The organism is Veillonella sp. KGMB01456 (assembly GCF_023051165.1).
In the GTDB taxonomy this organism is placed as follows: domain Bacteria; phylum Bacillota; class Negativicutes; order Veillonellales; family Veillonellaceae; genus Veillonella_A.
Window position 1 is genome coordinate 1 of record NZ_JALKIG010000062.1, and the last position, 7609, is coordinate 7609.

At 38.7% G+C, this 7609-nt stretch carries 8 protein-coding genes; 1 reads left to right on the forward strand and 7 read right to left on the reverse strand.

Annotated elements, in window-relative coordinates:
• Positions 1-386 precede the first annotated feature (386 nt).
• The 7 genes from raiA to MXE28_RS10990 form a co-directional block, all read right to left on the reverse strand.
• Positions 387-917, reverse strand: a complete 531-nt coding sequence (gene raiA / locus MXE28_RS10960; protein ID WP_021840668.1) for a ribosome-associated translation inhibitor RaiA — start codon at positions 915-917, stop codon at positions 387-389.
• A 237-nt stretch (positions 918-1154) separates the two neighbouring features.
• Entirely contained in the window at positions 1155-1352 is a 198-nt protein-coding gene (locus tag MXE28_RS10965) for a cold shock domain-containing protein (protein WP_006556860.1), read from the reverse strand.
• 378 nt (positions 1353-1730) lie between these two features.
• Positions 1731-2450: an amino acid ABC transporter ATP-binding protein gene (locus tag MXE28_RS10970; RefSeq protein ID WP_021841390.1), complete on the reverse strand. Its 720-nt coding sequence runs from the start codon at positions 2448-2450 to the stop codon at positions 1731-1733.
• Positions 2447-3103: an amino acid ABC transporter permease gene (locus MXE28_RS10975; protein ID WP_021841391.1), complete on the reverse strand. Its 657-nt coding sequence runs from the start codon at positions 3101-3103 to the stop codon at positions 2447-2449. The genes MXE28_RS10970 and MXE28_RS10975 overlap by 4 nt, the downstream gene beginning before the upstream one ends.
• A gap of 132 nt (positions 3104-3235) precedes the next feature.
• The gene (locus tag MXE28_RS10980) at positions 3236-4426 is read right to left on the reverse strand and encodes a PLP-dependent aminotransferase family protein (RefSeq protein ID WP_247240170.1); all 1191 of its coding nucleotides are present in this window, start codon (positions 4424-4426) and stop codon (positions 3236-3238) included.
• Between the two features lie 29 nt (positions 4427-4455).
• Entirely contained in the window at positions 4456-5217 is a 762-nt protein-coding gene (locus tag MXE28_RS10985; protein WP_021841393.1) for a basic amino acid ABC transporter substrate-binding protein, read from the reverse strand.
• Between the two features lie 200 nt (positions 5218-5417).
• The gene (locus MXE28_RS10990; RefSeq protein ID WP_156704914.1) at positions 5418-6236 is read right to left on the reverse strand and encodes a basic amino acid ABC transporter substrate-binding protein; all 819 of its coding nucleotides are present in this window, start codon (positions 6234-6236) and stop codon (positions 5418-5420) included.
• Positions 6237-6897: 661 nt separating this feature from the next.
• Here MXE28_RS10990 and MXE28_RS10995 point away from each other — a divergent pair.
• Positions 6898-7500: an HD domain-containing phosphohydrolase gene (locus MXE28_RS10995; RefSeq protein WP_021841395.1), complete on the forward strand. Its 603-nt coding sequence runs from the start codon at positions 6898-6900 to the stop codon at positions 7498-7500.
• Positions 7501-7609 lie beyond the last annotated feature (109 nt).

The window sequence follows — 7609 nt, forward strand, 5'->3', positions numbered from 1 at the left end:
AGTATCTATCTAGGTTTACAGCACTTTTTACACACACTTTTTGTCCTATAACTCTTTATGTTTTAGTATAATTCTCATCGATTTTTTAAAACATATCATTATGATAGGTTTTAACTACTTTTTTGTCAAGGACAAAATAAATCCATACTATTACTAAAAATTTCTATATATATAATAATAGCAAAGATTCGCTAAAAATCCAACAGCATCATGAACATTTTACCAAACTGTCTATATATTACTAACGATCCACTGCATAGTATAAAAATTTAAACATAATCAGTGTTATAAAAAAGCTGTAGCAGATTATGTACTCACAATCTGCTACAGCTGCTATATATTCAGTTATCTAAACGTCCTACGGTATTCTCCCTTCGGAGTAGCCTTTAAAGCTCCGGCTCAATTAACCCATAGGAACCGTTTTTACGACGGTACACTACGTTCATAACTTCTGTTTCTGCATTGTAGAACATAAAGAAGTCATGACCAACCAAATTCATTTGCATAATGGCTTCTTCCACACTCATAGGTCGAATCGCAAAATGTTTGCGGCGAACTATGCTGATTTCTTCTTCCTGAACAGGAACTTCCGGAACATATGCATCCGGTTTGAAGCCTGCTTCTTTCTTGAAGCGCCGTGCCAAACGAGTTTTATATTTATGAATTTGACGAACAATTTTATCGACTACTAAATCAATAGCCGCATACATATCTGTATTCGATGCAACCCCGCGAAGAACAATCCCTTCAACGAAACAGGTGAGTTCAACTACGCGATTTTCTTTTTCTACTGAGAGCACAGCTTGTACATCAAATGGTGCATCAAAATAACGAGCAAGTTTATCTACACGTTTTTCCAAATACTCGCGGAGAGCTGCTGTTACTTCTAAATTCTTACCTCTTACTGTTACTTTCATATAAAACACCCTTTCTTCTCAAGTTCTAAACTACGAACTTGTTTCTATGTTTATATAATTCTCCAAGGATGTACAAAAGTCCTCTTTATTTTTTGAAAAATTTTTAAATTTTTTTATAAATTTTTTACAAATCTTAAACACCCCTATAAAGAAGGGCTTTCACAAAGTTTTTCAAGTAAAATTGTAATTTTGGCAAATAAAAAAGACCGGCCGAAGCCGATCTCTCAGTGTAGTTATTTATGCTTTAGTGACATTCGTAGCCTGTGGGCCGCGAGGTCCGTCAACGATTTCAAAGTTTACTTCTTGACCTTCGTTCAAGGATTTGAAACCATCTTCCTGAATCGCGGAGAAATGTACGAATACATCGCCACCGTCTTCTCTTTCAATAAATCCATAACCTTTTTCTGCACTGAACCACTTAACTTTACCGAGCATAAAAGACTCCTCCTAAAAAATCCCTGCATTAGAGTACTTATGGTACCCTTCAATAATGTTAACACAGTAAGTATTAAAAAACAAGTTTATTATGCTGTATATGCATTATAAGTATACATACAATTATTTATGGCTCTATTATGCAAAATTAAACAGCTTGTTAATTATGAAGTAAAAATTTTTAACTATTGCCAGGCTGCAAACATCGACAAATACTGTGTTTAACAAGATTATTAAAACTTTTAATCAAAAAGTCATAAATTAATTTTCTAATATAAAATATAAAATAATCTGTCACAATTTAGTCATAAATAATTAAAATTTATTCATCTTGAATCATATAAAATAACGCCCTTAATTAAGGGCGTTATAAAGCAATTATAAAATTTTAGAAAGGAACAGTTGGGTACGTTCATTGGTCGGATGTTCAAATACATCTTTTGGAGTTCCTTCTTCGAGAATCTTGCCTTCATCAACAAAGAGAACGCGAGTCCCTACTTCCTTAGCAAAGCCCATTTCATGCGTTACTACAACCATGGTCATGCCTTCTTTGGCGAGGTTCTTCATAACATCGAGAACTTCACTTACCATTTCCGGATCAAGCGCCGAGGTTGGTTCATCAAAGAGCATCACTTTCGGCTTCATCGCGAGCGCCCTGGCAATAGCTACACGCTGCTGTTGCCCGCCGGACAATTGCTGCGGATACGAATCGGCTTTGTCCTGTAGGCCTACTTTGGCCAACAACTCAAGGGCGATTTTTTCAGCTTCTTCCTTGGACATCTTGCGAATCTTCTGTGGTGCCAAGGTAATATTATCGAGTACCGTCATATGCGGGAATAAGTTAAAACGCTGGAATACCATCCCTACTTCGGCACGCACATTGTTAATGTTTTCTTTAACATTTAAATTCATACCGTCTACGATAACATCGCCGGAGGTTGGCTCTTCCAAATAGTTCATGCAGCGCAACACCGTACTCTTACCGGAACCGGACGGTCCGATAATAACGACTACTTCCCCGCGTTCCACATGAAGATTAATCCCTTTAAGGACTTCGTTTTTACCAAAACTTTTATAAACATCAATCATCTTAATCATTTGATATTATATCTCCTTTCAAGGAATGCAACTAATTGCGAAATACTTAAGGTCATAATTAAATAAATAATCGCAACGGCTGTCCAAATTTCAAAGGATCCGTAAGTTCTGGCAATAATCAACTGACCGCGACGTGTCAATTCTTCAAAGCCGATAACCGATACTAAGGAGGTATCTTTCATCATGGCGATAAATTCATTACCAAGTGGCGGAATAATCGCTTTAAATGCCTGTGGCATCACGATATAGCGCATAGTTTGAGCCCAAGTGAGACCTAAGGAACGACCAGCTTCCATCTGGCCTTTATCGATAGACTGAATACCGGCACGGAAAATTTCGGAAACGTAAGCACCGGAGTTAATACTACAAGCCGTAACCGCAGCCACATATGGATTGATGGATTGTCCGATAACCATTGGCAAGGCAAAATAAATCATAAAAATCTGAACCAATAACGGTGTGCCACGGAACAATTCAACGTAGCATTTAACTAATAAACGAACAATTTTAAAGCGTGACAAATTAGCCAACGCGGCAATCATACCGATGAAAAAACCGCAACCAACCGCCATTACCGTAATTTGTATCGTAATGACCGCCCCTTGTAAGAGAATCGGTATATTATCCCAAATTAAACTCCAATCGAAACTCATAACTAACCCTTTCCTTATAACTAATACTTACCAATCACTGTATATTCTCAAGCATCTTTTATTACCGAGTAATATATATACTGTTTTATATGCTTACGTCATTATAGATGTATTTTTATACAATGTCAATAGTTATTTAATCATATTTTGGTAAGCCCGGGCTAATCGCTTCACTGCTTCAGTTAAGTCATCCGGTCCAAGGCCGGTAAAATTAAGCCGCACATAGCCTCGTTCCGGTTTATTTACAAAAAACGGAGTGCCCGGAATTACCAAAACCACGGCTTTTATGGCATTTTGAAAAAATTCATACTCAGCCACATTTTCCGGTAAGGCCAGCCACAAAAAGAAGCCCCCTTCCGGCACGGTAAATGTGAATTCAGGCAACAATTGCTGCAAACCGGCTACCAACGTATCTCGTCGTTCCTTATATACCTTATTCATTGACGCCACGTGACCATCGTAAGAATATATATTCATAAAACCGGCCGCCAATGCATGATCCGGCAAGGAACTATGTATATCGGAGCATTCCTTAACCAAAGAAAGCTGCGTCATAATATCTGCCCGGCCTGCTACCCAACCGATTCTTAGTCCCGGGCTCAAGGTTTTAGACAGGCTTCCCATGAAAAGAACTTGTCCTTTCGCATCATAAGCACTAAGCGCTTTATGATATTTGCCGGTGTAGGTAATTTCACCGTAAGGATTATCTTCTAATATAATTACATTATATTTTGCAACCAAATCCATAAACTCACGGCGTCTTTTATCAGACCAACAAAGGCCCGTAGGATTCTGATAGTCAGGAATTACATATATCGCCTTAATGGTGGAATCTGTTTCAAGAGACTTTGCCAATAACTGTAAATCCATGCCTTCTTCGTCACAAGGAATCCCCTTGAGTGAAGCACCCGTCATAGCTAAGCAATTCTTAGCGTCAATAAAAGTGGGATCTTCTACCAACACGGTATCACCCGCTTCAAAAAATAAGCGAGCTGCCATATCCAATGACTGCATGGAACCGCTGGTTACCTGAATTTGGCCGGCCTCAATATTAATGCCGTATTTAGTCATAATACGACTTAAATGGCGGCGTAATTCCAAACCGCCCAAACCGTCCCCATATTGTAGCACTTCACGCCCTTCTTCTTTAAATACTTTAGCCGCTACAATACTTAATTCTTCCACCGGGAATAATTCCGATGCCGGAACACCTTCACCGAGTGACAAAATGCCCGGCACCGTTTTAGCCTCATCCTTTAAGGCCGCAATGGCGGAACGCTCCAATTGAAGCGCCCGCTTTGCATATAATTTTGTGTAATCCATTTGTATCACCTGTCACTTAAGCCGAATAATTATTGAATGTCACCAAACCATTTTTGCTGTAATTTATCATATTCGCCGTTAGCTTTTAATTTTTCAAAAGCCGCATTCATTTTATCCAATAGCTCTTTATCATCCTTACGAACCGCAATAGCTACCGTATGATCTTGTAAGCCAACCGGTACAATTTTTAAATCTTTCATGTTTAATTTTTGAATGTAATATTTAGCTACCGGTTCATCGAGCATGGCAATCTGAATATTGCCGGCTTCTAAATCTTGAAGCATAGTGGTAATAGCGTCAAACTCTTTAACCGTTGTACCCGGTTTTTCCTGCGCCAACATAGCACCGGTAGTTCCGATTTGTGCGCCTACGGTTTTACCGGCAATATCCGCTTCACCGTTAACATTATTGGTATCTTGACGAACCACCATAACGAGTTTTACATGATAGTACGGTGCTGTGAAATTAACTTTAGCCTCACGCTCTTTTGTCACTACAAGGCCGGATGCAATAGCATCAATCTGTTTACTTTGCAAGGCTGGGATCAAACCATCAAAAGGAAGACTTACAAATTTTGATTCATAGCCCATTTCTTTAGCCAAGGCATTACTTAAATCTACGTCAAAACCTTTATAGGTGTTATCTTCGGCAAACTCAAACGGCGGATACGTAGTTTCCGCACCAAATGTAATTACCTTTTTGTCAGAAGCCGTGTCACTGCCGCAACCCGCTAAAACACCGGCCGCTAAACCCACTGCCATAAATAAGGTTAACCCTTTTTTCCAATTCATAATGTTCCTCCTCATTTCACAAAACATTGTGTAATAATACTACAATTTTATACTACCATGTAAATATACAAAAAGGTACTATGCTAAAATTTTAGCGCTTGTATTGCTAAATATTTTTACATAGTACTTCCTGTTGCTCAAATGTATTGGCTAAGGTAATTAGAGCACAACATTTAATTTAACGATTTGCCCTGATTTAATCAGTTACCGGACCATTCAGTCGGCATATCAGCAGGGGCATCAGTTTTGAACCATTTCTGGTAAATAGCGTTCAATTCGCCATCTTTCTTCATTTCGGCTAAGGCTTTATTTACAGCTTCCTGTAATTCTTTGTTGTTTTTAGCAAATGCGAAGCCAAAGTATTCTTTCGTATTAGGATACGGAATTACTTTTACATCACCTTGATGTTTAGATGCATAATATTGTGCTACCGGTAAATCAAGTACGGCTGCATCAACGCCACCTTTATTAAGTTCTAATAAGGCATCACTGCTGTGGTCAAACTGTTTCAATGTTGCATTGGCAATTTTGCCGGCTAAATCAGCACCGGTGGTCCCCATCTGAACAGAAATGTTTTTGCCTTGTAAATCTTCTAATGTATTAATAGGCGAGTTACCTTTAACTACTACGGCCATACCGGATTCATAGTAAGGAGCGGCAAACAATACTTTTTCGGATCTTGCTTTCGTAATCGTCATACCGGAAGCCGCCATATCAATATCTTTATTGCCAAGACTTGGAATCAAAGCATCAAAGGCTACATTTTTGAACTGCACATCGGCGTTCATCTTTTTAGCAATTGCTTTTACCATATCGATATCGAAACCGGTTAAATCTTGGGAACTTTCATCCTTAAATTCAAACGGTACAAATGTCGCATTAGTACCTACTTTAATCACTTGTTTGCCATTGGCAGCTTGACCGCTGTTCGAATCACTGCCGCAACCGGCCACCAAAGCACCCATGGCTAATACCGCCATACCTGTTAACATAATTTTCTTCATCTTCTGTGTAAACATAATTCCATCTCCTACTCTTCTTCTTGTATAATCATGAATTCAAACTCTCTCTCAACTGAGTTTCTCTAATTGGTATGACATGATTATACATAACCTTGCATAAATAGTCAATAGCTAAATGTATAAAAATTCAGAAAATTTTGTATAAAAATAAAAGGCAGCCCGAAAGCTGCCTTTTTACATACGGCTGACCTGGTCTTTGCCCCCACACTCGCCTACTGGAAGGTTCGCTCCTAAGCCCGTGGCTCCCCACTACTACTCCTCTCGATTTTATCGGTAGGTCTTACATCTAAGCCGCACCATGCTCATAATGTCGTTGCACTACTTACGTGGATCGTTTTGCCTGCGACTGGCCTCGACTTTCAACCACAGACCCGTATGAAGAAATTATACGCAAAGAATTTTACTTTGTCTATATAAAAATGATATGGCAAAAATATTTATTTTCCTTGATACTTTAGGTTGTGAAAGTATTCAATCTTTACAATTCCTTTACTTACCGTATTCTCTTTTAGTTTCTCATAAATCAACCATACATCTTTCAATTTTTCAACAACTTGCTATACATAGATAGCAACGTCAACCTATACCAAAAAATTCCTAAATATTGTATAATGTGTTTACTTGTTAAATGGGGACACAAAGGGAAGGACTCAGTATTATGTTTATGTTATCTTTAATGCAGCCATCGGGCTTATATGAATTGGAAAAAGATAGCTTAGAAGCTATCAGTGCCCAGCTCCTGCAGATGATTCGCATGAAAAGCTACGAGCTATATACACACTCCATTAATGTAGCGAATCACTCTGTCAGCATTGCCGCAAAACTAGGGCTACCGGCCAACGAAATAGAACAAATCAGACATGGCGCATTATTGCACGACTTGGGTCTTATTATGATGCCCTCTGCGGTTTTAAAAAAAGCGCCATTCTTTAATCGTCAGGAATTATCTAAATATCGTCAGCATCCGGCAAACGGGGCAAACATGATTGAAAACTATCCATGTTGTCAATCGATTATCCCCTACATCCGATACCATCACGAGCGTTGGGACGGTTCCGGATTTCCTAAACACTTATGCGGCAGTAATATTCCACTAGGTGCTCGCATCATCGCCATTGCCGATTACTATGATTCCGCTATTAATCCGTCAACGGAATCCTGGTCTAAGAGTAAAAAAACGGCTAAACAGGAATTATTCAGTGGTTCCGGTATTTATTTCGATCCTGATTTAGTCAAAGCCTTTATTGAAATTATCGGCTAATACAATTAAACGCCATTATATTCGTTCATATAATATAAGCCCAATGACAAGAAACTGATATGCTCCCTTTTAGGTAGACACAAGAAATAATAAAATCTTGTGTTACTTG